23 protein-coding genes and 1 tRNA gene are annotated in these 24,404 nt (G+C 57.5%); 18 read left to right on the top strand and 6 right to left on the bottom strand.

Annotated elements, in window-relative coordinates; genetic code table 11:
- From ACZCED_RS08435 to gltX, 5 genes are all read right to left on the bottom strand, one after another.
- Positions 1-968: porin family protein (locus ACZCED_RS08435; RefSeq protein WP_464860615.1), on the bottom strand; the 968-nt coding region annotated here is incomplete at its 3' end.
- A 722-nt stretch (positions 969-1,690) separates the two neighbouring features.
- Positions 1,691-3,655 carry a B12-binding domain-containing radical SAM protein gene (locus ACZCED_RS08430; RefSeq protein WP_464860614.1) on the bottom strand — a complete coding sequence of 655 codons (1,965 nt, stop codon included), beginning with the start codon at positions 3,653-3,655 and terminating at the stop codon, positions 1,691-1,693.
- Positions 3,656-3,842: 187 nt separating this feature from the next.
- Positions 3,843-4,349 (bottom strand): hypothetical protein, encoded by a 507-nt coding sequence (locus ACZCED_RS08425; protein WP_464860613.1) that lies wholly within the window; start codon positions 4,347-4,349, stop codon positions 3,843-3,845.
- Between the two features lie 258 nt (positions 4,350-4,607).
- A tRNA-Gln gene (locus tag ACZCED_RS08420) sits at positions 4,608-4,681 on the bottom strand.
- A gap of 218 nt (positions 4,682-4,899) precedes the next feature.
- Positions 4,900-6,312, bottom strand: coding sequence for a glutamate--tRNA ligase (gene gltX, locus ACZCED_RS08415; RefSeq protein ID WP_464860612.1), 1,413 nt, complete (start codon positions 6,310-6,312; stop codon positions 4,900-4,902).
- A 409-nt stretch (positions 6,313-6,721) separates the two neighbouring features.
- Between gltX and rpmF the strand changes: the two genes are divergently transcribed.
- From rpmF to ACZCED_RS08325, 18 genes are all read left to right on the top strand, one after another.
- Positions 6,722-6,904 carry a 50S ribosomal protein L32 gene (gene rpmF / locus ACZCED_RS08410; RefSeq protein WP_319260488.1) on the top strand — a complete coding sequence of 61 codons (183 nt, stop codon included), beginning with the start codon at positions 6,722-6,724 and terminating at the stop codon, positions 6,902-6,904.
- Between the two features lie 181 nt (positions 6,905-7,085).
- Positions 7,086-8,738 (top strand): acyl-CoA dehydrogenase, encoded by a 1,653-nt coding sequence (locus tag ACZCED_RS08405; protein WP_464860611.1) that lies wholly within the window; start codon positions 7,086-7,088, stop codon positions 8,736-8,738.
- Positions 8,735-9,481 carry a 3-oxoacyl-[acyl-carrier-protein] reductase gene (fabG, locus tag ACZCED_RS08400; RefSeq protein WP_464860610.1) on the top strand — a complete coding sequence of 249 codons (747 nt, stop codon included), beginning with the start codon at positions 8,735-8,737 and terminating at the stop codon, positions 9,479-9,481. Before ACZCED_RS08405 ends, fabG begins: the two co-directional genes overlap by 4 nt.
- A 133-nt stretch (positions 9,482-9,614) precedes the next feature.
- Positions 9,615-9,842, top strand: a complete 228-nt coding sequence (acpP, locus tag ACZCED_RS08395) for an acyl carrier protein (protein WP_464860609.1) — start codon at positions 9,615-9,617, stop codon at positions 9,840-9,842.
- Between the two features lie 136 nt (positions 9,843-9,978).
- Positions 9,979-11,220, top strand: coding sequence for a beta-ketoacyl-ACP synthase II (fabF, locus tag ACZCED_RS08390; protein WP_464860608.1), 1,242 nt, complete (start codon positions 9,979-9,981; stop codon positions 11,218-11,220).
- A 301-nt stretch (positions 11,221-11,521) separates the two neighbouring features.
- Positions 11,522-11,974 (top strand): ribose 5-phosphate isomerase B, encoded by a 453-nt coding sequence (gene rpiB / locus ACZCED_RS08385; RefSeq protein WP_464860607.1) that lies wholly within the window; start codon positions 11,522-11,524, stop codon positions 11,972-11,974.
- 20 nt (positions 11,975-11,994) lie between these two features.
- Positions 11,995-13,272, top strand: coding sequence for a serine hydroxymethyltransferase (gene glyA, locus ACZCED_RS08380; protein WP_464860606.1), 1,278 nt, complete (start codon positions 11,995-11,997; stop codon positions 13,270-13,272).
- A complete protein-coding gene (locus tag ACZCED_RS08375; protein ID WP_462971742.1) occupies positions 13,272-13,781 on the top strand; it encodes a deoxycytidylate deaminase in 510 nt (169 codons plus the stop codon). Before glyA ends, ACZCED_RS08375 begins: the two co-directional genes overlap by 1 nt.
- 176 nt (positions 13,782-13,957) lie before the next feature.
- Positions 13,958-14,419 (top strand): transcriptional regulator NrdR, encoded by a 462-nt coding sequence (gene nrdR, locus ACZCED_RS08370; RefSeq protein ID WP_462971740.1) that lies wholly within the window; start codon positions 13,958-13,960, stop codon positions 14,417-14,419.
- Positions 14,419-15,519: a bifunctional diaminohydroxyphosphoribosylaminopyrimidine deaminase/5-amino-6-(5-phosphoribosylamino)uracil reductase RibD gene (gene ribD / locus ACZCED_RS08365; RefSeq protein ID WP_462971739.1), complete on the top strand. Its 1,101-nt coding sequence runs from the start codon at positions 14,419-14,421 to the stop codon at positions 15,517-15,519. Before nrdR ends, ribD begins: the two co-directional genes overlap by 1 nt.
- Positions 15,520-15,558: 39 nt before the next feature.
- Entirely contained in the window at positions 15,559-16,224 is a 666-nt protein-coding gene (locus tag ACZCED_RS08360) for a riboflavin synthase (RefSeq protein WP_464860605.1), read from the top strand.
- A gap of 149 nt (positions 16,225-16,373) precedes the next feature.
- On the top strand, positions 16,374-17,600 hold the full coding sequence (locus tag ACZCED_RS08355; protein ID WP_462971737.1) for a bifunctional 3,4-dihydroxy-2-butanone-4-phosphate synthase/GTP cyclohydrolase II: 1,227 nt from the start codon (positions 16,374-16,376) through the stop codon (positions 17,598-17,600).
- Between the two features lie 18 nt (positions 17,601-17,618).
- The gene (ribH, locus tag ACZCED_RS08350) at positions 17,619-18,092 is read left to right on the top strand and encodes a 6,7-dimethyl-8-ribityllumazine synthase (protein WP_462971736.1); all 474 of its coding nucleotides are present in this window, start codon (positions 17,619-17,621) and stop codon (positions 18,090-18,092) included.
- A 2-nt stretch (positions 18,093-18,094) separates the two neighbouring features.
- Positions 18,095-18,550, top strand: coding sequence for a transcription antitermination factor NusB (gene nusB, locus ACZCED_RS08345; RefSeq protein WP_462971735.1), 456 nt, complete (start codon positions 18,095-18,097; stop codon positions 18,548-18,550).
- Positions 18,551-18,695: 145 nt separating this feature from the next.
- Positions 18,696-19,346: an MBL fold metallo-hydrolase gene (locus ACZCED_RS08340; RefSeq protein WP_464860604.1), complete on the top strand. Its 651-nt coding sequence runs from the start codon at positions 18,696-18,698 to the stop codon at positions 19,344-19,346.
- Between the two features lie 11 nt (positions 19,347-19,357).
- Positions 19,358-20,473, top strand: a complete 1,116-nt coding sequence (gene ispG, locus ACZCED_RS08335; protein WP_462971733.1) for a flavodoxin-dependent (E)-4-hydroxy-3-methylbut-2-enyl-diphosphate synthase — start codon at positions 19,358-19,360, stop codon at positions 20,471-20,473.
- Positions 20,474-20,482: 9 nt separating this feature from the next.
- Positions 20,483-22,003: a proline--tRNA ligase gene (proS, locus tag ACZCED_RS08330; RefSeq protein ID WP_462971732.1), complete on the top strand. Its 1,521-nt coding sequence runs from the start codon at positions 20,483-20,485 to the stop codon at positions 22,001-22,003.
- The gene (locus ACZCED_RS08325; RefSeq protein WP_462971731.1) at positions 22,003-24,144 is read left to right on the top strand and encodes a RelA/SpoT family protein; all 2,142 of its coding nucleotides are present in this window, start codon (positions 22,003-22,005) and stop codon (positions 24,142-24,144) included. The genes proS and ACZCED_RS08325 overlap by 1 nt, the downstream gene beginning before the upstream one ends.
- On the opposite strand, the gene rpmB is transcribed toward ACZCED_RS08325, so the two are convergent.
- Positions 24,141-24,332 carry a 50S ribosomal protein L28 gene (gene rpmB / locus ACZCED_RS08320; RefSeq protein WP_464860603.1) on the bottom strand — a complete coding sequence of 64 codons (192 nt, stop codon included), beginning with the start codon at positions 24,330-24,332 and terminating at the stop codon, positions 24,141-24,143. The two genes, ACZCED_RS08325 and rpmB, sit on opposite strands and share 4 nt — an antisense overlap.
- Positions 24,333-24,404: the final 72 nt, after the last annotated feature.

Here is a 24,404-nt window from a genome sequence, read left to right as displayed (position 1 = left end):
TCCTGCGGGGCGGCGTCCTGGCTGGTTTTAATCATACCAACTTCGGGGACGATGAAGAAGCCCTTGGTGATGTTGATCGTGGCGTTCACGTAGATCTGATCAGCCTCTTGTGTATTGTTGAGGCCATCGTCCAGCTCGGTTTCTTCATGACCGTAGCCAGCTTCGATGGTGAACATGTCGGAGGCTTTGAAACCGACAACCGCCAGGTAGCCCAGACCGTCGTTGTCTACAACGTCGGTAGCCCCAACAGCGGCATCGTCGTTAAGATACGGCTGGTAGGCGCCGTAGTTGCCCAGGTTCTGGCCGATGTGGCCACCCAGGTTGACAAAAAGCGGGCCGAAGTTCAGGCCGACGCCGATACCGGCAACGTAGGAGTCGTAATCGAGATCGCCAAGTGCGGTACCCTCATCGGTGGTCGAGTTGTAACCGGCAAAACCCGTGATGGAGAACATGTCGGCTTTGAAGGTGTAGCCTGCTTCGATTTTGGGAAGGGTGGTGTCGGTATCAGTGGTCGGGCCAACGGTGCTGGGGGTAATGAAGGCCAGCTTGAAGCCGCCGAAAGACAGCTGGATCATGGGAACACGGCCTTCGTAGAACTCACCGATGCCGAGCAGGTCGCCGTCACCGTCGAAGACGCTGTTGGAGGCGAAGATGGCGCTGGGAGCGTAGGTCTGGCCGAGCAGCAGCTGGCCGGCACCAAAGTTGTAGGTACCGTAAAGTTTACGTTTACCGAAGGAGTCGCTCATTTCGAACCCGCCGCCGATCTCGTCGTTGAACTTGACGGTCGCGCCGATACGGCTGTTGCCCTGCTGGGCCCACTGGGTGTCGGTATCGCTGTCTGCACCGGTGTCGGGATCCACATCCACGCTGAAAGTGGCCATACGGGCGCTGCCGTAAAAGTTCCAATCGGCGGCCATGGCCGGAGCGGCCAGGCAAAGGATGGCAAAAATGATAAATAGTTTTTTCATCTGGGTCTTTCCTCCTTAACGATTTTAATCTGATTTACTGCAACCTAATAATTGTCATTGTATTGCGTATTACAGGTACTGCGCGTTGCTCTTGAACCACCTCCTTTCCATTGGTATTTATTTTAAAATTTCAGGTCCTCAGCGAAGGAAAGAATACCTGAAATCTTAAAATACAAAAAAATCCATTTTCAAAGCAGGTTCTGAAAGAGCGGGCGGTTTGTGATAAAACAATTGAATTTACATCACAATTTCACACAACCGCAGATATACACCTAATAATTTAGTGGATTTCTACCAGCAGCACTTGAGCCTGTCAAGCATTTTTACCTATGTGAACAGCATTGGGGACGCTGTTCATCATGGCCGCAGACGACCGTTTGGCGGGAAACGACACTACATCATGGGGAGCCTGCGCTACCAGTCGTCATATTTGGTGTTATTAACACTAATAACCTGCAATTAATCGTTAAAGAAATATTTCTATGTTTAATTACCTATAATTAGGCTTAACATCACTTTTGGGGTTTCAGGTACCGTTTGACAACTGAAAGCGGACAAATGGCTGGAAAGAGAAGCCGGAAAGCGGCCCGGAAGAACGTTCGACAGAATCTATACCGGGGGGATATCAGGCGGGCGTATCCGTGCAGCTTCCAGGTGCAAAAAACGGCGGCTGCATGATGCACGACCACGGCCGAAAACCGTTGTTGTGAATTTAAATGGTATTATTCGCACGTCGAAAGCTGCTGGTGAAAAAAATGCCTGAATTTCGAATAGGGGTAGGAATACCCGACGGCTGCCGTCACAAAGGCCTGCCGGTCACCGGCAACTAGGGGGTATTGACGCCCGGGCCCCATGTGGGTGTCCGAAAAGTGAAGGATGGTTTCCGCGGGCGCCAGATCTGCCGCTTCGAAAAAATAGTCCTGCCAGTTGTATCGGCAGATGATGGTTTTGCCGCGTCCGGGATCATATTCCGGTGCCAGCATGATCGCCTGCTGGTAATGCCACAGGTCATCCAGCGATGGATCGCGTTCGATTCCCCGTGAAGCCAGAAAGTCGGCCACCGACCGGTAAAATTCTGTCCGGTCCTCACAGATGCTCAGCCACAGCCAGGTCCACAACGGCCAGCCCCTGCGGGTCGGGTGATACCGCCGCAACAGTTGCAGCATATCCGGCTGGGTGAGGATCCGGTTGACCTGGGGCATGTCCGGATCCGCGTGGTAATCGTCGATGAGCTGTTTGAGACGGTTGAACGCGCGCCCGATGCCCCTGGCACTTGCCAGCAGGTGACCGAGGAGCCCGTCATAGAACTGCCGGTAGGACAACCGTCCTTCACGATCCAGGTAGATGGCGACAAACCGCGTAAAGGCCCCGTTGTGCAGGGCTTGAATCATCTCGGCAAACAGCAGGCAGTAAGCCCAGTCCGCATAGGGCATCGTCCGGGTGCCGAAAACCAGTTCCACGACCTCTCTTTGAAAACCGGCCTCGGTAATCCGAATGGGTTTGAATCGGGTCTGCAGGCCGTATCGTTCGCGCATGCCGGGCTGGCTGAGGGGCGCATTGGGCAAAAGGGCCAGTTCGAATACCCGGATGTCGTCATGCATGCCGATTTCCAGCAGCCGGCCGATGCCTTCCACAAATGTCTCCCGGGTTTCCTGGGGAAGCCCCAGGATCAGCTCCGTGTAGGTGGGGATATGGTGCCGCTGATAACGGTTTTTCAGTTCGGCATACACGCCGATATCGACATGGGGCCGCGCCACCGCCTCCAGCACATCCACATCGACGCTTTGCATCGACAACGTCGTTCCCCAGAGCATGTCGTTTTCGAACAACAGCCGGCTGATGGCAAACACCGTGTCATTGGACGTCTTGGCGAACTGGATCCGGACGCGCTTGGGGAATCCGGTTCGATGGCGCGCAGCGACCAGAAGCCGGGCGATCTCAAGATCCCGCTTGAACAGACCAAAATTGGAGTCGGTGATGTAGATGTCGGCGACGCCCTTCTCGGCCATATAGTCGATTTCTTCGGCGATCCGATCCATCGCGTGCAGGCGGACCTTGTTTTTGGTGCGCACACCCCAGTCGCAGAAACAGCAGGCAAAGGGACATCCCCGGTTGGTTTCCCACAGCGCGATCCGGTTGCCGAATTCCTCCCCGATAAACGGATCCAGGTCGCCGTTTAAATAGGGACTGGGCACCGGCAGGTCTTTGCCCAGCCGCTTCCCCATGGGGGTGGTGACGGTGGTGCCGGATTGGTTGAACGATATCCCCTCCAGGCGCCCGAAATCGGGATGCTCCTCGAGCAGTTCCTCCAACAGGCGAACGAAGGGAATCTCCCCCTCCCCGTGGACCAGGACGTCCGCCTGGGGAAACCGTGAAAAAAAGTCGCCGGGCCGGTCGGGGACGTGCGGCCCGCCGCAGACCACCAGACACCCTGGATAGTTCTTTTTCACCTGTTGGGCGATGGCCATCTGGTGGTTGTGATTCCAGACGTAACAGGAGAGGCACAACAGGTCGGGATCATGGATAGCCGCCGCCACGGCATCGACCGGCTGCGGTGTGGTCAACGGCGGATGCCAGCGGTAGGCCGCAGCGATCAGGGGGTTCTGCCGGGCGTAGCTCTTTAAAAAACCGAAGGCGTAGGGAACGAATGAAATCATGTTGAAACTGAGGAAATAGATCGATTTCATCCGGGTCTCCCGCCATCGTTAAATTGTATCGGCTTAACTGCCTGCATTCGGATACCCGCTTTATTGCCACTTCGATTGGGTGTCGATCAAATTTAATACTGTCGGCAATTCAGCCGGGCTGGGGTCCCCACCCTGTCGCGAACGGGATGGGGCGGCAACCCGGTTTGCCCGGTCAAGCAATCCGATTTCATTGCCAATCGCCATGACCGCTCAATCCGATCGAGAGGCTGCGGCTGTTTTCCGGGTTTGGAAACAGCACTTCGACCGTCCGGTTTTGCTGATCGACGCTCACGCTATAGTTGTAGACATTGGAAAACCAGACACCGATGATCGTTCCGTCAGGGTCCAGAATATGATACCCGGCAGGATCGGATGAAAGCTTCCCGTAAATATTGCCACTCATTTTCCTGAGCATTTCCGGTTCCGGGTCAAAAGGAACCCAGTAGCGCGATGGAACGGTGTAGCTGCGGTCGATGCCGATGATGGCATAGGGCATATTGTCTCTGCCCGCATAAAAATACTGGTAGTCGGCCTGGTGATTTCCCTGGCGAAATGCGCGATCGACCTCGGCGCTCTTGGAGAAATGACCGTAATTTTTAGAACATCCGGCAGCCATCAGAACGAAGGCAACCAGTGCAAGACACCCGCCAAGGCGGACGCGCATTTTTGCTTGGTGACGTTCAAGACGTGTCATGAAAACCTCCTTAGTCCGAAATTCGAGGTGTGGTTTGCCAGCAAAATATAGGCATGAATGGTTTCTAAACAACAACCGTCCCGCCGCTGCATGCATGTCAGCCACCGTTTCCGTCACCACAACCGATGATGCAGGCGCCGACACACCGGGCCGCAGCCGGCAGGGGGGCTCGTAGTAAGCGGTGTTGCACCCAGATCGTTGTCGGTCGTCAAAACCAAAAAAGGCTTACAGCGGATGCCGTAAGCCTTTGATGTGCAGTGGCTGAGGGACAAGGATTCGAACCTTGATTGACGGAGTCAGAGTCCGCTGTCCTACCATTAGACGATCCCCCAGTGACGGGTAGGTGCCCGTTTACACAAAAGCGGCAGGGGAGTCAAGACCAAATTGCCAACACCGGCTGGGATGCGGCGGCAGTCGGGAGGACGCGGGCCGAGTATGAAATCTCAAATCACAAGCACCAAATCCCAAACAAGACTCGTCCCCCTTTTGATTATAAATTCGATAATGGAATTTGGAATTGGTTTGAGATCTGAACATTGGGATTTGGAATTTATTTATCCTCCATGGACTCGATAAATGCGACCGCCGTTTTCAGCCTTGCCAGCACCCGGCCCTTACCCAGCACTTCTATCATTTCAAAGATGCCGGGGCTCACGCTCGTGCCGGTCAGGGCGACCCGCACCGGCTGGGCGATCTTGCCAAAGCCCAGGCCGGTTTCATCCATCACTCGTTGAAAGGCACCTTCCTGTGTCTTTTCCGACAGGTTGTCCAGCGCCTCCAGCTGTTCGGCAAGCAGGATAAGCACCTGCGCCGCCTCCGGCTTCAGGAACTTTTTGGCCGCCTTGTCGTCGTAGGGTCGTACATCCTCACGGTAGTAAAAATGGGCGCCGTCGGCCATCTCCACCAGCGTCTTACTGCGGGTATGCAGGGTGCCGATGACACCCGCCAGATAGTCGTCATCGGCGGCATCGTAACCCTTTTCCGCTAAGAAAGGCAGCACCCGTGGGGCGAGCTGCCGGGCAGACGCGGCCCGGATGTGGTCGGCATTTAAGGCGGTGAGCTTGTCCGTGTCGAACACACCGGCGGATTTGCCGATGTTCTTCAGGCTGAATTTTTCCACCAGTTCCTGGCGGGTGAAGAACTCCTGGTCGCCGTGGGACCATCCCAGCCGGGCCAGGTAGTTGATAAAGGCGTCCGGCAGGAAGCCCATGTCCCGGTAGGCGGTCACCGACATGGCGCCGTGGCGCTTGCTGAGCCGGGTCTTATCCTTTCCAAGCACCATCGGCACATGGCCGAACACGGGCAACGGCGATCGAAGCGCCCGGTATAAAAGAATCTGCTTGGGTGTATTCATTACGTGGTCGTCTCCACGGATCACCGTGTTGATGCCCATGGTGATGTCGTCCACCACGACCACGAAATTGTACGTGGGCGTTCCGTCGCTTCGGCAGACCACAAAATCGTCCTGCTCGGTGTTCTGGAAAACGATGTTGCCCTTGATCACGTCCTCCACCACCGTCGTGCCGGCAAGGGGGGCCTTGAAGCGGATCACGGCGTTGTCGGTCTTTTTCAGGCCGCGTTCCCGGCAGCGACCGTCGTATTTGGGCTTTCCGCCTTCGGCCATGGCCTTCTGGCGCATGGCCTCCACCTCCTGCTGGGTGCAGGTGCAGTAGTAGGCGTCCCCCGATTCCAGCAATTTTTGGAGGTATTCCCGGTACAGGTCGAACCGTTGGGTTTGAAAATAGGGCCCCTCGTCCCAGTCCAGTTCCAGCCAGCGCATCGCTTCGAAAATGGCATCCACGGATGCCTGGGTGGAACGCACTGCATCCGTATCTTCGATGCGCAAGACAAACTTGCCCTTGTTCTGCCGGGCGTACAACCAGTTGAACAAAGCCGTACGGGCACCGCCCACATGCAGGTAACCCGTAGGACTCGGGGGAAATCGGGTAACGATGGTTTCCATGTTATTCTACCTTATGTTAGTCGTTCTTGACCTGGCTACAAATGGCATATCTAGTAAAACGACAAGTTATTTGCCGGGTACAACGCGTCGTGCCGTTTCGATGCTCACCGGCAGCCGCTGGCCTTCAATCCGTAAGTCAACCGCCGGTCTGCCCGTGGCGCTCCGATCACATCAAGAAGACCTTAACCGGTCGTAATAACAGTCAATGAAAACGGAACCAGCCAGTCAGGGCCGGCTGTAGGCCACCTCATTATCACATCCCCAGATGGGGAACAAGGGTGCAGCAGGAAAGATTTTTTGGAAAAGCCTTGACATTCGCCGGCTTTTTAATTACTACAGGCGCAACCAATTGAAAACAGGGCTGATTCTGGAATAGTTATAAATATTTTAATAGGTTAGGAGATTACTAATGGCTGTACCAAAGCACAAGACATCTAAGTCAAAACGGGATAAACGACGCGCCCACGACAAAATTGACGCCCCGGCAGTGGGAACCTGCCCGGGATGCGGCGAAGCCAAACTTCCCCACCATGCCTGCCCCGAATGCGGCGAGTACAAGGGCAAAAGCGTTATCGTTAAGGACGACGACTGATTGATTGCTATCGGGTCACCCCCTTCAGTCGGTTTCGCAAGCAGCCTGAGTCAGAGCTGGCGAATCCCGGGGAAGGAGGCGCACTGGACATGCGCTGCAGTGGCCGGACGTGGAGCGTAGAGAAAATAGTGAACATCTTACGAAACCGTCAGGACTGATTTCCCCAAAGGAAAAGCCAATCATGACCGACACCGGATCCCATCGCCCGCAAGGGGGTTTGGACGAAGAGACCCGGCAGATGGTGGTCGACACCGTCCGCCAGCTGTCCAAACGACTGCTTACCAAAAAAGCCATCCTTGAATGGGACCGCGACGAAATTTTCCCCGAAGCCGCCGTCCGGGAGATGCTGAGCCCGGAGATCGGGCTCCAGCTGCTGTTCATTCCCGAGGCCTACGGCGGAATGGGCGGCGGCGCCATGGACTGTTGCGCCGTCACCCGGGAAATGAGCAAAATCTGCCTGGGTGTGGGAACCGCCTTTTTTGCCATCCAGCTGGGGTCGGACCCCATCATTGTCGGCGGCACCGAAGCCCAGAAAGAGAAGTGGCTGGGTGCCGTTGCCGAAGGCCACAGCCTGGTGGCCTACGCGGTGACCGAAGCGGAAGCCGGCAGCAACCTGGCATCGCTCAAGACCAAGGCCGAGCCGGTCATGGACGAATCCGGCGCGCTTACCGGCTACCGGATCAATGGTTCCAAGCAGTTTATCTCCACCGGCGGCTACGCTGATTTCGTGACCGTATTGGCGCAGACCCCCGAAGGCCCGACCTTTTTCGTGGTCGAAAAAGGCACCCCGGGCTTCGAGCAGCACAAAGGGGAAGAGAAGCACGGCATCCGGGCATCCAACACCTCCCCCCTGACCTTCACCGACGTCCATGTCCCCGTGGAAAACATGATCGGCGACGTCCCCGGCAAAGGACTCAAACAGGCCAACCAGGTGTTCGGCTACACCCGGCTCATGGTGGCGGCAATGGCTTTAGGGGCCGGAGAGGCCGCCCTGGAAGGGATCGCCATCCCCTATGCCCACGAACGGATCCAGTTCGGCGGCCCCTTGTCCGAAAAAAAGGGCTACACCAACAAACTGATCGTCCCGCACTGGGTCAACCTGAAGGCCGCCGCCGCCCACATCGAAGCCATCGCCCGCCGAATAGACAGCGAAGACGAGGACTTTCAGGTGGAAGGCTCCATCGCCAAGCTCTTCACCTCCGAAGCCGCCAACCGGGCGGCGGACGATGCCATGCAGGCTCTGGGCGGCTATGGCTACATCAGTGAATTCGGTGTGGAAAAGATCAAAAGGGATGTAAAAATAACCTGTATCTACGAAGGCACCAGTGAGATCCAGCAGAACATCGTATCCACGTTTCGCTGGAAAAAAACCCGCAAGACCAAAGGCGCCTTCTACGAAGAAATAGCCAAGCGGCTGGATGGACTCCACGGCGACTGCAATCGAGCCGGCTGCCGGACCCTGGCCGCCTGTGCACGGGCGTTGAACCGCACCATCGACTTTGCCCACGAAAACCGCCTCACCCGCCACCAGCAGGTCATGTTCGCCCTGGCCGACATGATGACCCACGTTGAGGTGGGGGAGAGCATGGCGCGCCTGGCCGCGACCCGGGCAGACGAAACCACCCTGGCTACGGCTCGGGTCTTTGCCAACACCTGCGCCCGCCTGGTGTCCGAAAAAATCAGGTTAATCGTGATGGGCAGCGACGTCGTCGCTGCTGAAACCGCGGATCAATTCATTCCATCGTTGAATCTGGCCGTGCTGGAAGACAGCTACCGGGGGCTGATCGACGACATGGACCGCATCGCCGACCGCATTTTTGAGAGGGCATCATGAGCGGACCGGACAATCGAATCGTCGTGGTAACCGGAGGGTCACGAGGCATCGGGCGGGCTATCTGCACCACCCTGAGCGCCCCGGGAACCACAGTTTATTTCAACTACAGCAGCAATCTGGATGCGGCCCTGACCACGGCAAAGGGCATTTCGGCCGGCGGCGGCAAGGCATGCTACCACCAGGTGGACGTAGCCTCGGAAAGCGCCGTCACCGACTACCTGGGCGCTGTGTTGAAGGAGGCCGGACGGATCGACGTGCTGGTGAACAACGCCGGCATCACCCGCGACGGTCTGCTGGTGCGCATGAAGGAAGCCGACTGGGACACGGTGATAGATGTCAACCTGAAAGGGACCTTCAACTGTATGAAGGTGGCCGCCAAGGCCATGATGAGACAGCGTTACGGGCGTATCATCAACATCTCTTCGGTGGTGGGCGTTTCCGGCAACCCGGGGCAGGCCAACTACGTGGCTTCAAAAGCCGGCATCATCGGTCTGACCAAGGCCGTGGCCCGGGAGCTGGCCAGCCGGAACATCACGGTAAACGCGGTGGCCCCCGGTTATATCGACACCGACATGACCGGTGATCTCGACGACAAGGCCAAAGCGGCCATAACCGCTCAGATCCCTATGGGACGCATCGGGACCCCCGAAGAAATTGCCGGGGTCGTCGCTTTTCTCGCCTCTGCCGCCGCGGATTATATCACCGGCCAGGTCATCCATGTGAGCGGAGGCATGTATATGTGAGAATCAATGAATTGGGGAATTGTGAATAGAGGAATTCAATGCTTTCAATTTCAAAATTCCTCAATCTCTTAATTCCTCATTTCCTGAATACCCAAATCCCTTAATTCTGTTTTATTCGTGAAAGGAGAACATCATGTCAGTTGAAGATAAGGTAAAAAAGATTATCGCAGAAAAACTCAGTGTGGATATTTCCGAAGTGATCCCGGAAGCTTCTTTTGTGGACGACCTCGGGGCCGACAGCCTCGATCTGGTGGAGCTGATCATGTCCATGGAAGAAGAGTTCGACGTGGATATTTCAGATGAAGACGCCGAAAAACTGGTCACTGTCAAAGACGCCTTCGACTACATTAAAAACCACTGAAGCTAATTTTGAATTGAGAATGATGAATTTTTAATTAATAAAAATCGGCTATTCTTCCTTAAAACGACAGAATACCTTCATTCACAATTAAAATTCAAATTGTTAACTGTATTGGGTACCAGAAGGGAAGGGATCGTTGAGCAGACGGGTCGTCATCACCGGATTGGGACTTATAACACCGCTGGGTATCGGCGTCGATGAAACCTGGTCGGCTTTGTGTGAAGGCCGGTCCGGCATTGGCGAAATCACGCGTTTCGACACCACTGATTTCATCACCAAAATCGCGGGGGAGGTAAAGCATTTCAACGCGGAGGATTTTCTTCCCAAAAAAGATGCCAAACGCACCGAAAGGTTTATCGCCTATGCCGTGGCAGCCGCCAGGATGGCCGTTGAAAACGCTCGCCTGACCATCGACGGCACCAACAGCCACCGGGTGGGTGTGATCACCGGATGCGGCCTGGGCGGGCTGGAAATGCTGGAGGTAACCGCCCGCACCGTTCAGGATAAAGGCCCCAAACGGGTCAGCCCCTTTTTCATCCCGATGATCATCGGCAATATGGCCCCGGGAATGATCTCCATCCATCTGGGCGCCAAAGGCCCCAACATCTCGGTGGCCACCGCCTGCGCAGCCGGCGCCCACGGCATCGGCGATGCCTGCAACACGATCCTGCGCGGACAGGCCGACGCCATGATCACCGGTGGTGTGGAATCGGTCATCACCCCCACCTGCATTGCCGGTTTCAACTCCATGAAGGCCCTGTCCACCCGCAACGACGATCCGCAAAAGGCCTCCAGGCCTTTCGACCGAGATCGTGACGGCTTCGTGGTCGGCGAAGGCGCCGGGATGCTGATTCTCGAAGAGTTGGAACACGCACTCGAGCGGGGGGCCCCGATTCTGGCGGAAATGGCCGGCTACGGCCAGAGCGGTGACGGCTATCATATGACCTCCCCGTCTCCGGACGGCGACGGCATGATCCGGTGCATGCAGGCCGCCATTGACAGCGCGGGGATTACCTGTGAAGCCATCGACTACATCAACGCCCACGGCACGTCCACCCCGCTGAACGACCTCTACGAAACCCGGGCGATCAAAAAGGTCTTCGGGGATTTCGCACCAAAGGTGCCTATTTCTTCCACCAAGTCCATGACCGGACACCTGCTGGGCGGAGCCGGCGGAATCGAAACCGCATTTACCGTAATGACCGTAAACACCGGCATCATCCCGCCGACCATCAATCTTGAGCACGCCGGTGACGAATGTGATCTGGACTACGTACCCAAGGTGGCCCGCAAGGCGGACATCACCTACGCCATGTCCAACTCCTTTGGCTTCGGCGGTACCAACGCCAGCCTCGTGGTAAAGCGATACGTCCCATAAACGGTTGTTGGCCGTCCATCGACCTTCATCGACAATTACACCGCGGACGCCCACGATGCCCCGCCACCTGCAGCGGGGCATCGTGGGGACGTTTAATCGTGGTTTGCAATTCGAAGCTGAATGGCCGACGGTCCGTTTGAGATCCGCCCCCCCTCTCCACCTTTGCCCGTCAGCCTTCATTTTCCCATAACCGACCTAAACACTTCCCTTTTTTTTCTTGCGGTGTTCGCTGGTTCTGGATATGTAAACACGTTAGGCCTTTTACCGATCACTCTTTTCCCACCGAAAGGAACCAGAGACCATGACCGAGGCATCCGGCCCAAAGCGAATCATCATCGGCTGCGACCATGCGGCCTACCAGCTCAAGGAAACGCTCAAAAAGGCAATGACGGCGCAGGGCATCGCCGTTACCGATGCCGGCACCCACAGCGAGGCCTCCATGGACTATCCGGAGACCGGCAGGGCCGTGGCCGCAAAGGTGTCCTCGGGCGAGTACGAGCGGGGTATCCTCATCTGCGGCACCGGACTGGGCATGTCCATGGTGGCCAACAAATACCCGCATGTTCGCGCGGCGCTCTGCAACGACCTGTTCTCCGCTGCCATGAGCCGTCGGCACAACAACGCCAACATCCTGGTGATGGGTGGCCGGGTCATCGGTGATGTCCTGGCCCTGGAAATCCTGAGGACCTGGCTGGAAACCCCCTTCGAGGCGGGTCGGCATCAGCGCCGCCTGGACATGTTTGACAGCATTTGATTGGAAAGCGAGAAAAGCTGATGATTGTCGACTTGATTCGAGAAACCGATCCTGAGATCGCACGAGTCATCCAGGACGAAGCGATGCGCCAGCAGTCTCACCTGGAGCTGATCGCATCGGAAAATATCGCCAGCCCGGCCGTCATGGCGGCCCAGGGTAGCGTCCTGACCAACAAATACGCTGAAGGCTACCCGGACAAACGCTACTACGGGGGCTGTGAGTTCGTCGACCGGGCCGAACAGATGGCCATCGACCGGGCTCTGGCCCTGTTCGGCGCCGATTGCGCCAACGTGCAGCCCCACTCGGGTTCCCAGGCCAACATGGCCGCCTACTTTGCCCTGCTCGAACCCGGCGACACCGTGCTGGGAATGGACTTGGCCCACGGCGGCCACCTGACTCACGGTGCCAAGGTCAGCTTTTCCGGTCGTTTTTTCCACTTTGTCCACTACGGCGTCAACCGGCAGACAGGAACCATCGACTACGACCAGGTGGAACAGCTGGCCAGGCAGCACCGTCCGAAAATGATCGTCGCCGGCGCAAGCGCCTATCCCCGGTTTTTCGATTTCAAGGCGCTGTCGGAAATTGCCCGATCGATCGAGGCGCTGCTGATGGTCGATATGGCCCACATCGCCGGACTGGTGGCCGCCGGGGTTCACCCCTCACCCATTCCCCATTGCGACGTGGTCACCTCCACCACCCACAAGACACTGCGAGGCCCACGCGGGGGCCTGATCCTGGCCCGGGAAGCCTGCGGTAAAAAAATCAACAGCCAGGTATTCCCCGGTATTCAAGGCGGTCCGCTGATGCACGTCATCGCCGCCAAGGCCGTGGCCTTCAAGGAGGCACTGGGCGCCGCCTTCAAACAATACCAGAAAAATACCGTAATCAATGCGGCGACGCTGGCCGACTGCCTGAAGGATAACGGCCTGGATCTGGTGTCCGGCGGAACGGACAACCATCTCATGCTGGTCGACCTCACCCGCATGGGCATTACCGGAAGGGATGCGGAGGAGGCCTTGGGACGTGCCGGCATTACCGTAAACAAGAATGCCATCCCCTTTGAAACGCGCAGCCCCCATGTGACCAGCGGTATCCGGATCGGCACCCCTTTCGTGACCAGCCGGGGAATGATGGCCGAGCAGATGAAGATCATCGGCGGCCTCATGGCCGAGGTCCTGCGCAACCCAGGAGACGAGGCACTGCTGAAAAAGACAGAGGGCCGGGTGCAGGCGCTGTGTGATGAATTTCCCCTTTATCCGCAGGCAGACGGCCCTGGACGGCACAAGGAACATTCGTGATGACTTCTACCGGCAAGGCCAAGCGATCGGGCTATCTCTCATGGGATGACTATTTCATGGCCGTAGCCCTGTTATCGGCCCAGCGCAGCAAGGACCCCAACACCCAGGTGGGCGCCTGTATCGTCAATCGCCAGAAGCGAATCGTTGGCGTCGGCTATAACGGCTTTCCAACCGGTTGTTCCGATGACACCCTGCCGTGGTGCCGCGAGGGAGAATTCCTTGACACCAAATACCCCTATGTCTGCCACGCGGAGCTCAATGCCATTTTAAACAGTGTCCCCGGAAACCTTGGCGATTGTTGTATCTACACAGCACTGTTTCCGTGTAACGAGTGCGCCAAGGTGATTATCCAAGCGGGAATCCGCGAGGTGGTCTACCTGTCTGACAAATATGCCGGCACCGATTCCGTGCGTGCCTCAAAAAGGATGTTCGACCAAGCCGGGGTGGCCTGTCGCCGGCTGGTGCCGGCCACTGCGGTGGTGTCCATCCAGTTTTCGGAAAACGGATAGTGTCTGATCCGTTGCATGATGAGCCGGTGATTGACCCCTCCCCGCGGCAAGCCGCGGGGAGGGGTCACCGTAAAGATAAAAATCGATTTTCAGTTCGCTCGCTTACCCGCCGGAAGCGGCGGGTAATGCGCTCGCTATCGCGGTTCAACATTACGCAGCCATCGGGAGGGTATTGAATGAAATGTCCATTTTGCGGGGAGCTTGACAACAAGGTTATCGATTCTCGAGTGAGCAAGGATGGCAGCGTGATCCGACGCCGACGGGAGTGCATCGACTGCAGCCGGCGCTTCACCACTTACGAGCACATTGAAGAGATTCCCATCATGATCATCAAAAAAGATGGCCGCCGGGAAGTCTTCAGCCGCGAAAAGGTGGGGTCAGGGATCCGCAAGGCCTGCCAGAAACTGGACATCAGCATAAATACCATCGAAGAGTTCATCGAAGACCTGGAACGGGATCTTCGGGAGACCGGCGAAAAAGAGATCCCTTCCCACGAGATCGGTGAGCGCGTCATGGTCAAATTGCACGAACTCAATGACATCGCCTATGTCCGTTTCGCATCCGTCTATCGCGAGTTCAAGGACGTCAACGACTTTGTATCGGAACTCAAGCGCCTGTTGAGCCATCCGGCCAGATAATGAACGACCTGAGCTACATGAAGCAGGCATTGGCCCTGGCCGAAAAGGGCCGGGGCTGGACCTCGCCCAACCCGATGGTCGGTGCCGTGCTGGTCAGGAACGACCGGGTTGTGGGCCGGGGGTATCATCAGCGGCCGGGCGGGCCACACGCCGAAGTCAACGCCATTGACCATGCGGGCGAAAAGGCCCGGGGGGCGACCCTTTATGTCACCTTGGAGCCGTGCAACCACTTCGGCCGCACCCCTCCCTGTACCCGCAAAATCCTGGATGCCGGCATCCGGCGCGTGGTAGTGGCGATGGCCGACCCGAACCCCGCCGTCCGGGGCGGCGGCAACACGTACCTGCAGGACAACGGTCTTGACGTGACCACGGGCATTTGCGAACAAGAGGCCCGGACACTGAACGAGGCCTTTATCACCTGGGTGACCACCGGCCGACCCTTTGTGGTTGCCAAATGCGCAGCCACCCTCGACGGGCGCATTGCCACCCGCACCGGCGACTCTCGCTGGGTCACCGGCCCGGCCTCCCGTCAGTTCGTCCACGGGCTCCGCCATGCTGTCGACGGCATCATGGTGGGCGTTTCGACCGTCAAAAAAGACAATCCCAGCCTGACCACGCGCCTGGATGGGGCCGCCGGCTCGGATCCGACGCGCATCATCCTGGACACCCACTTGTCGATCCCGCTGGCGTCCAAGCTGCTGCACCAGACGTCACCCGCCCCCACGTGGGTGGTCTGCGGGGCGGAAGCACCGGCCGACCGCCAGATGGCAGTGGAGGCCAGCGGCGCGCGGGTCGTCACCGCCGCGTTAACAGAGGGGCGCATCGACCTGTCGGCACTGATGCAGCAACTGGGAGAAATGGGCATCACCAGCTTGCTGATCGAAGGGGGCGGTACGGTCATCGGTTCAGCGTTTGCAGCCGGCATCGTGAACAAAATATGTTTCTTTTACGCGCCGAAAATATTGGGCGGCGATGATGGGATTCCCATCTGCCGGGGAGTGGGTCCGGAGCGCATGAACCAGAGCATCGCCGTGCATGATTTGTCGGTGCACCGGTTCGACACGGACGTTATGCTGCAGGGCTATCTGAAACCCTTTTGATTCATTGACAACAAGCGTTTACACATTATTTTAACGGACATGTTCACAGGAATCATTGAAGGTCTGGGCACCATCTCAGCCATCCACCCGTCCGGCCAGGGAAGCCGGATATCAATCGCTTCGGATTTCGATCTCACAGGAACCCGCATCGGGGACAGCATTGCCGTAAACGGCGCCTGCCTGACCGCCGTGACGCTGCAGGGGAACCGGTTTACCGTGGACGTCTCCCCCGAAACCCTGAAGCGCAGCGTGTTGGGCAACATCAAGCTCGGTGAGCGGGTCAACCTGGAACGGGCACTGCGGTTGTCGGACCGGCTGGACGGCCACCTGGTTTCGGGTCATATCGACGGGATCGGCACCCTGCGCGAAAGAAAAACGGTGGCCAACGCCATCGTCATCACCTTTGGCGTAGGCCAACCCCTTTCCCGATACATGATTGAAAAGGGTTCCGTGGCCGTGGACGGCACCAGCCTGACGATCAACCGTTGCGACAGTACCACGTTCGAGGTAAGCATCATTCCCCATACCGCGGGCCTGACCACCATCGGCCTGAAAAAAGTGGGCGATGCGGTCAACATCGAAACCGATATGATCGGAAAATACGTTGAACGCTTTGTTCTGAACCGCGAACCATCGGGACGTCGGTCCGGAAAATCCGATGGCGGCGTCGATATGGCCATGCTGGCCAAGTCCGGGTTTATCTGATCCTTCGGACTGATCAGGCCGATTGATCAGGAAAGCCCTGACCCAACTCGGCAAGGGGGACGTTTTCGTCAACCCCGCGCCGAAAACCCTATTATCCATCGCCTGACAAGGCGATCGACGATCAACGCACTGCAGGAGAAAGATCCACCATGCCAAAAATTACCATCGACCAGGCCATCGAAGATATCCGTAATGGTAAAATGGTCATCCTCGTCGACGATGAAGACCGGGAAAACGAAGGCGACCTGACCATGGCGGGGGAAAAGGTGACCCCGGAAGCCATCAACTTCATGGCCAAGTATGGCAGGGGCCTCATCTGCCTGTCACTGACCGCCGAAAAATGTGCTCAGTTGAACCTGCCCATGATGGTGCAAAACAACACCAGCCCTTTTGAAACCGGATTCACCGTCTCCATCGAGGCCAAATGCGGGGTCACCACCGGTATCTCGGCCGCCGACCGGGCCACCACCATCGCCGCCGCCGTGGCCGACGACGCCAAACCCGGCGATCTGACCCGGCCCGGCCACATCTTCCCGTTGCGGGCGCGTGATGGCGGGGTCATGGTTCGGGTGGGTCAGACTGAAGGAAGCGTGGACCTGGCCCGGCTGGCCGGACTCAGGCCGGCAGGCGTCATCTGCGAAATCATGGACGACGACGGCAGCATGGCGCGGATGCCGGCGCTTGAAGAATTCAGCCGGCAGCACGGCATCGGCATCTGCACCATCGCCGATCTGGTGGAATACCGCATTCGAACGGAAAGTTTCGTTCACCGGGCCGCGGAAACCATTATCCCCACGCTGCACGGCGGCGACTTTAAGATGATCGCTTTCGAAAACGACATAGACAACCTTACCCACATCGCCCTGGTGAAGGGGGAGATCGATCCGGAAATGCCCACCATGGTGCGGGTGCACTCCGAATGCATGACCGGTGACATTTTCGGTTCCATGCGCTGCGACTGCGGCGATCAGCTGCACAAAGCCATGGCGATGGTGGCTGCCGAAGGGTCCGGTGTGATTCTCTACCTGCGCCAGGAAGGCCGGGGCATTGGCCTGATCAACAAACTCAAGGCCTACGAGCTGCAGCGATGCAAGGGCATGGACACGGTGGAAGCCAACCTGAAGCTGGGGTTCAAGGACGACATGCGTGACTACGGCATTGGCGCCCAAATGCTGGTCAACATCGGCGTGCGCAAGATGCGCCTGTTGACCAACAACCCCAAAAAGATGGTTGGGCTTCAGGGCTATGGACTCAGCATGGAGGAACAGGTCCCCATCGAGGTCGAACCCAACGAGCACAACCGTTGCTACCTCGAGTGCAAGAAGCTTAAGATGGGCCATACGCTCAGTTTTGAAGAAACCGTCAATCATCAATAAGGAGAGGAAAACCGTCCTATGCCGAATATCATCGAAGCCGGCCTGGTCGCCAAAGGTAAACGGTTCGGTATCATCGCCAGCCGTTTCAACGATTTCATTACCGACCGACTCGTGGGAGGCGCCATCGACGCGCTGACCCGCAGCGGTGCCGACGACGCGGACATCGATCTGGTCAAGGTGCCCGGTGCCTTCGAAATTCCCATGGTTGCCCAGCGCATGGCCAGAAGCAGCAAATACCATGCGATCATCTGCCTGGGAGCAGTCATTCGCGGGGCCACGCCCCACTTTGACTATGTATGCGCCGAGGCCTCCAAAGGCATCGCCCAGGTGAGCATGGAGACTCAGGTGCCCGTTATTTTCGGCATCGTGACCACAGACAGCATCGAACAGGCCATCGAACGGGCCGGCACCAAAGCGGGCAACAAGGGCTGGAGTGCGGCCGTATCAGCCATCGAGATGGCCAACCTGATGGAGACGGTGGACAAGGGCTGACTATGGGAACCCGCCGATTATCCAGAGAGCGCGCCCTGCAGGCCTTGTTTTACATGGACATGCACCGGGACCCGGTGGAGGACCCCGTCGCCCAGTTCTGCAGCAGTTTCGCCCCGGACAAGCCCACCCAGCCGTTTTTCCACCGCCTGGTGGACGGGGTACGGGAAAACCGCAAACGGATCGACACGGTGATCGAACAGTTCTCCAGCAACTGGAAACTCTCGCGCATGTCCTGCGTGGATCGCAACGTATTGCGCATCGCCGTATTCGAACTGCTCTTCTGCGCAGACATTCCTCCCAAGGTTACCATCAACGAAGCCATAGACGTCGGGAAACGCTTCGGCACCGATGAATCCGGCGCCTTCATCAACGGCATCCTGGACAGCATCCGCTTGGCCATGAAGGAAGACAAGATCGTCTTCATCCCCAAGACACCGGAGGATGGTTCCCAGGGCTGAGTGCATGGGTCAAAGGACTTAATGATTTATTTTACATGTTGAAAACGGTATGCTGCCCGTCTGAAGACAGACATCAGCCACTGATTCCATCAACATCACCCGGGATGTGCAATCACCCGGGTTTATTTCCGTCAGGAGGAACGCATTGATTATCCGTCAAATGGCCCTGGGCCCCATTCAGGCAAACTGTTTCATTTTAGGATGTGAAGAGACGCGCCAGGCCGTGGTCATTGATCCCGGGGACGATGCCGACCGCATCCTCACCAGCCTGGCAGGTGACAGGTTGACCGTCGTTCAGATCATCAACACCCATGGCCACTTTGACCACGTTGGCGCCAACAAGCGGCTCAAGGATGTCACCGGTGCAGATATACTCATTCACCGTGCCGACGCCCCGATGCTCACTCAGTTGTCGGCCACGGCGGCCGCCTGGGGACTGGCGGCGGAAAACTCACCCACAGCGGATCGACTGCTGGAGGACGGGGACACCATCTCCTTTGGCACTCACTCCCTGAAGGTGCTTCACACCCCAGGCCACACCACCGGCGGCATTTGCCTCTACGTCGAATACATCAACGAGGGCGCCCCGAAAAAGGCGGTATTTGTTGGCGACACCCTCTTTGCCGGCTCGATCGGCAGAACCGATTTCCCCGGCGGCAATTTCGACACCCTGATCAACAGCATCCGGACCAAGCTGTTTACCCTGGATGAAGACGTCAAGGTTTATCCAGGGCACATGGGCAATACCGCCATCGGGGTCGAAAAGCGAACGAATCCGTTCTGCGGGATGGGATAACCGACACAACCATGCCTCTATCCGTATCCAGAAAGAAAACCCGCCGCATCACGGTGGGTAGCGTTGCCGTGGGTGGCGGGGCACCCATCAGCGTTCAGTCCATGACCAATACCAAAACCGATGATGTCACGGCTACCGTGGGGCAAATTAAGCAACTGGCCCAGGCCGGCTGTGAAATCGTCCGCGTGGCGGTCCCGGACCGATCTGCTGCCGACGCCATTACCCGGATCAAAAAACAAATTACCATCCCGCTGGTTGCGGACGTCCATTTCGACCATCGCCTGGCCATTGCATCGGCCAGGAGCGGTGCCGATGGCCTGCGGTTCAACCCCGGCAACATCGGCAGCCGAAGGCACATCAAAGCACTGGTCGATTGCGCCAGGGACCACCGGATTCCCATCCGCATCGGCGTGAATGCCGGATCCCTGGAAAAGGACATTCTCGACGCACACAAGGGGGTGACCGCCGCAGGCATGGTCCAAAGCGCGCTGCGGCATGCGACCCTGCTGCAGGAATTGGATTTCCACGACATTAAGATATCCATCAAGGCCTCGGACGTGCCCAGAACCCTCGAGGCATATCGCCTGCTGTCGCAAAAGACCGACCTGCCCCTCCACGTGGGTGTTACCGAAGCCGGATCCCTGTATTCGGGCATCGTAAAATCGGCCCTGGGCATCGGCACCCTGCTGGCCGAGGGCATCGGGGACACCCTGAGGGTTTCGCTCACCCGCGATCCGGTAGAGGAGATCCGGGTGGGCTACGAAATTCTTCGGGCGCTGGACATCCGCCACCGCGGACCGGAAATCATCTCGTGTCCCACCTGCGGACGATGCGATATCCCCTTGTTCGACATCGTGGATAAGGTGGAAAAAGCGCTGATGACACGCACCACCCCCGTCAAACTGGCGATCATGGGCTGCGTGGTCAACGGACCCGGAGAAGCCCGCGAAGCAGACATCGGTGTGGCCGGCGGATGCGGCGTGGGTATCCTGTTCAAAAAGGGGAAGGTCGTAAAAAAATTTCCCGAAGACCGCCTGGTGGAAGTGGTATTGGAAGCCGTGGACGAATTTGAACGGTACGCCGAAACTGCGCGGACAACGTTTTCTGAAACCGATAGAAAGAGTTAGGAACGACACATGGGCAAACCGCAGAAAAACGCCATCTCTCCCTCACGGGATGAAGATTACCCGGAATGGTATCAAGAAGTGATCAAGGCATCCGACATGGCCGAACGCGCGCCGGTGCGCGGCTGCATGGTCATCAAACCGTGGGGATACGCCCTGTGGGAAAACATCGTGGCCCGCATGGACCGGCTGTTCAAGGCCACCGGCGTGAAAAACGCCTATTTTCCGCTCTTCATTCCGATCAGTTTTCTGGAAAAGGAGGCTGAGCATGTGGAAGGGTTTGCCAAAGAATGCGCCGTGGTCACCCACCACCGGCTGGAAAAAGGGGCCGGCGGCGGACTGGTTCCGGGCGGACCCCTCACCGAGCCCCTGGTAGTCCGCCCAACGTCGGAAACCATCATCGGCGATTCTTTTTCCAAGTGGGTGAGCAGCTACCGTGACCTGCCCCTGCTGATCAATCAGTGGGCCAACGTGGTGCGCTGGGAAATGCGCACAAGGATCTTCCTGCGCACCAGCGAATTCCTGTGGCAGGAGGGGCACACCGCCCATGCCACGGACACGGAAGCGATCGAGCGAACGAAAATGATGCTCAAGGTTTATACCCGCATGGTCCAGGACGATCTGGCCATACCGGTCATCGAGGGCAGCAAGACGGCGGCGGAGCGGTTCCCCGGCGCCGTGGACACCTTGTGCATCGAAGCCATGATGCAGGACCGCAAAGCCCTGCAGGCGGGCACTTCCCACTTTCTGGGGCAGAACTTCGCCAAGGCCTCCAATATCCGGTTCCAGACCGAAAAAGAAACCGAGGACTTCGCCTGGACTACATCATGGGGCACCTCCACGCGCATGATCGGCGGACTGATCATGACCCATGGCGATGACGACGGCGTGATCATGCCCCCGCGGGTCGCCCCGGCACACGTGGTGCTGCTGCCCATCTTCAGAACCCCGGACGACCGGCAACAAGTGATGGATTACGTCAATGGACTGGCCGCGACCTTAAGGGAGATGGTCTACGCAGGCCGGGACCTGGTTGTGGAAGTGGACGAACGGGATATCGGCGGCGCCCGGGGCTGGGACTGGATCAAAAAGGGCATCCCCGTACGGGTCGAAATCGGCCCGCGGGACATGGCCGAGGATTCCGTTTTCGTTGGCCGGCGCGACAAATCGCATCGCGATAAAACGGCCATGAAGCGCGAAGCCTTCGTGGCCCGGCTGCCGGCCATCCTGGACGAGATTCAGGGCCACCTCTTCGAGCGGGCCTGCCGTTTCAGGGATGAACACACCCGCACGGTGGATGACCGCAGTGATTTCTATGACTGGTTCACGCCCAAGAACCTGGAGAAACCGGAGATCCACGGTGGCTTTGCCATGTCCCACTGGTGCGGGGAGGGCGCCTGTGAAGCCAAAATCAAAGCGGATCTCAACGTCACCATCCGCTGCGTCCCGCTGGGGGCCGAAGAGGAACCGGGGACCTGCATCTGCTGCGGCAAACCCAGTCACACGCGTGTGGTATTTGCAAAAGCATACTAATGATTCGAATCACCGACATCCTTGACAAGGTCCTCGAAAACCATCCGGATGCGGACGTGGACATCGTCGACCGGGCCTATATTTTCTCGGCCCGGGTCCATGACGGACAGGTGCGCCTGTCCGGCGAGCCCTACCTCTCCCACCCGCTGGAGGTCGCCGGCATCCTGGCGGAAATGAAGCTGGATTCGGTTAGCATCGCCGCCGGCCTGCTCCACGATGTCATCGAGGATACCCATGCCACGGAAAAGGAAATCGGTGAGATGTTCGGACGTGACGTTCTGCACATCGTCTCCGGGGTCACCAAGCTTAGCAAACTGCCCTTCAACAGCGCCCAAGCCAGGGAGGCGGAGAGCATTCGCAAGATGCTGCTGGCCATGGCCGACGACATCCGGGTCATCCTGATCAAGCTGGCCGATCGTCTCCATAACATGCGGACTCTTCAATTTCACAAAAGTGAAGCCAAAAAGAAGAAGATCGCCCGGGAAACCCTGGATATCTATGCGCCCATCGCCTCCCGGTTGGGCATCTACTGGATCAAGAACGAACTGGAGAACCGATCCTTTCAATTCCTGAACCCCGAAGCCTACGAAGACATCCACCGCCGGGTGGACAAGGACAAGGAGGACAGGGAGAACTATGTGGAAACCGTCAAGCGCTATATTCAGAAAAAGCTGGACGAGAACGGTCTGAACGCCGAGGTCAGCGGACGCTACAAGCATTTTTACAGCATTCACCAGAAGATGATGAACCAGAACCTGCCTTTCGAAGAAGTTTACGACATCATCGCCTTCAGGATCATCCTGGACACCATCCCCCAATGCTACGAAGCCTTGGGGCTCATGCACAGCCTGTGGCGTCCCATCGCGAAAAAGTTCAAGGACTACATCGGCATGCCCAAGCCGAACATGTACCAGAGCCTGCACACCACCGTCATCGGCCCTTTTGGCGAACGCATCGAAGTCCAGATCCGCACCCACGAGATGGACCGGGTGGCAAAATCCGGCATCGCCGCCCACTGGAGCTACAAGGAAGGCAAGGTCATCGACGAAAATGTCTCAAAAACCTTTGCCTGGGTGCAGAATCTGGTTGAAAACCAGGAAGCCTTCAGGGACCCCAATGAATTTCTTGAGAATGTGCGCATCGATCTTTTTCCCGACGAGGTCTACGTATTTACCCCTCAGGGGCAGATCAAGTCGCTGCCAAAGGGAGCCACACCGGTGGATTTTGCCTACCTGATCCACACGGAAGTGGGTGCGCAGTGTGTCGGTGCCAAGGTAAACGGCCGGATGGTGCCCCTGAAATACGAGCTTCAAACCGGTGAAATCGTCGAGGTGATCACCAGCAAAGGGCATCACCCGTCAAAGGACTGGCTCAATTTTGTCAAGACGGTCAAGGCGCGGTCCCGCATCCGCCAATGGATCAAGACCCAGGAAAAGGAACGCAGCGTCTCATTGGGCCGGGAGATGTGCGAGAAGGCTTTCCGCAAGTTTCGACTCAACTTCAATGCCCTGATCAAAACCGAAGAGATGGAAAAGGTTGTGGAGAGCTTCGGGTTTAAGCAGACCGAAGACCTGATCGCCAGCGTGGGCTATGGCAAGATCACCCCGCTGCAGATTATCCGGAAGATCACGCCCAAGGAAGAGGTGGACGACACCGAGTCCCTCTTCAACAAGATCGTCGCCAAAGACAAAAGGAAAAAGGAAAAAGGCGGGGTGGTGGTCAAGGGGGTGGACGACATCCTGGTCCGCTTTGGCAAATGCTGCCAGCCGGTGCCCGGCGACCCGATCACCGGCTACATTACCCGGGGATACGGCGTAACCGTGCACCGCACCACCTGCGTCAATGCAATGAAATTGAATCCGGAACGCCAGATCGAGGTGGAATGGAACCAGGAGATGACCGAATCCTACCCGGTCAAAATAGTCGTGCGTTCATTAGACCGGGTAGGCTTGCTGGCGGATGTGGCGGCCAATATCAGCAAGAGCGGCGCCAATATATTGAGTGCCCATACGGAAACCCAGGACAATCAGACCGTGGACAGCTATTTTACGCTGTCGGTCCAGGGCACGGAACATCTGACCCGCGTGGTGGAGTCGCTAAAGCATGTCAAGCAGGTCCTGGAAGTCAAACGGTTGGGTTAGGCGGCCTTGACCACATTGCCCGATTTGATGCATTGGGCGCAAACCACTATCTTTTTCACCTGCCCCTTATGAACTGCCCGAACGCTCTGCAGATTGGGGTTGAACCGGCGTTTGGTGATGTTATGGGCATGGCTGATGTTGCTTCCCACCATGGGTTTCTTGCCACATATTTCGCACATTTTTGACATGATTGGTAATCTCCCTCGCTTGGCTTTGTCAAATCACGGGCCATTCGGCGCCGACTGGTTTTCAAACTCGGA

This window comes from Desulfosarcina sp., assembly GCF_055467485.1.
Note: the sequence above shows the minus strand (reverse complement) of the source record. Positions and strands in the feature narration are given on the sequence as shown.